Genomic DNA, 1,520 nt, shown 5'->3' with positions numbered 1-1,520 from the left:
ACACAGTGGACGCGAGCCTCTATGGACAAGCCCTCGGCCTATTAGTACCGGTCACCTCCACACGTTACCGTGCTTCCAGATCCGGCCTATCAACCCAGTCGTCTACTGGGAGCCTTACCCCATCAAGTGGGTGGGAGTCCTCATCTCGAAGCAGGCTTCCCGCTTAGATGCTTTCAGCGGTTATCCCTCCCGAACGTAGCCAACCAGCCATGCCCTTGGCAGAACAACTGGCACACCAGAGGTTCGTCCGTCCCGGTCCTCTCGTACTAGGGACAGCCCTTCTCAAGACTCCTACGCGCACAGCGGATAGGGACCGAACTGTCTCACGACGTTCTAAACCCAGCTCGCGTACCGCTTTAATGGGCGAACAGCCCAACCCTTGGGACCGACTCCAGCCCCAGGATGCGACGAGCCGACATCGAGGTGCCAAACCATCCCGTCGATATGGACTCTTGGGGAAGATCAGCCTGTTATCCCCGGGGTACCTTTTATCCGTTGAGCGACGGCGCTTCCACAAGCCACCGCCGGATCACTAGTCCCGACTTTCGTCCCTGCTCGACCCGTCGGTCTCACAGTCAAGCTCCCTTGTGCACTTACACTCAACACCTGATTGCCAACCAGGCTGAGGGAACCTTTGGGCGCCTCCGTTACCCTTTAGGAGGCAACCGCCCCAGTTAAACTACCCATCAGACACTGTCCCCGATCCGGATCACGGACCCGGGTTAGACATCCAGCACGACCAGACTGGTATTTCAACGACGACTCCACACGAACTGGCGTCCGCGCTTCAAAGTCTCCCAGCTATCCTACACAAGCCGAACCGAACACCAATATCAAACTGTAGTAAAGGTCCCGGGGTCTTTCCGTCCTGCTGCGCGAAACGAGCATCTTTACTCGTAGTGCAATTTCACCGGGCCTATGGTTGAGACAGTCGAGAAGTCGTTACGCCATTCGTGCAGGTCGGAACTTACCCGACAAGGAATTTCGCTACCTTAGGATGGTTATAGTTACCACCGCCGTTTACTGGCGCTTAAGTTCTCAGCTTCGCCCACCCGAAAGTGAGCTAACCGGTCCCCTTAACGTTCCAGCACCGGGCAGGCGTCAGTCCGTATACATCGCCTTACGGCTTCGCACGGACCTGTGTTTTTAGTAAACAGTCGCTTCTCGCTGGTCTCTGCGGCCACCCCCAGCTCAAGAGGAAAACTCCATCACCAGGTGTGGCCCCCCTTCTCCCGAAGTTACGGGGGCATTTTGCCGAGTTCCTTAACCATAGTTCACCCGAACGCCTCGGTATTCTCTACCAGACCACCTGAGTCGGTTTAGGGTACGGGCCGCCATGAAACTCGCTAGAGGCTTTTCTCGACAGCATAGGATCATCCACTTCACCACAATCGGCTCGGCATCAGGTCTCAGACACAAAGTGCGCGGATTTACCTACACACCGTCCTACACCCTTACCCCGGGACAACCACCGCCCGGGATGGACTACCTTCCTGCGTCACCCCATCACTCACCTACTA

General features: G+C 56.6%; 1 rRNA gene. It reads right to left on the bottom strand.

The features are described 5' to 3' along the window. Positions 1-21 precede the first annotated feature (21 nt). Positions 22-1,520 (bottom strand): 23S ribosomal RNA (locus tag VXC91_RS45430); the annotation flags it as partial.

It is taken from the genome of Streptomyces chiangmaiensis, assembly GCF_036281785.1.
GTDB classification, from domain to species: domain Bacteria; phylum Actinomycetota; class Actinomycetes; order Streptomycetales; family Streptomycetaceae; genus Streptomyces; species Streptomyces chiangmaiensis.
Note: the sequence above shows the minus strand (reverse complement) of the source record. Positions and strands in the feature narration are given on the sequence as shown.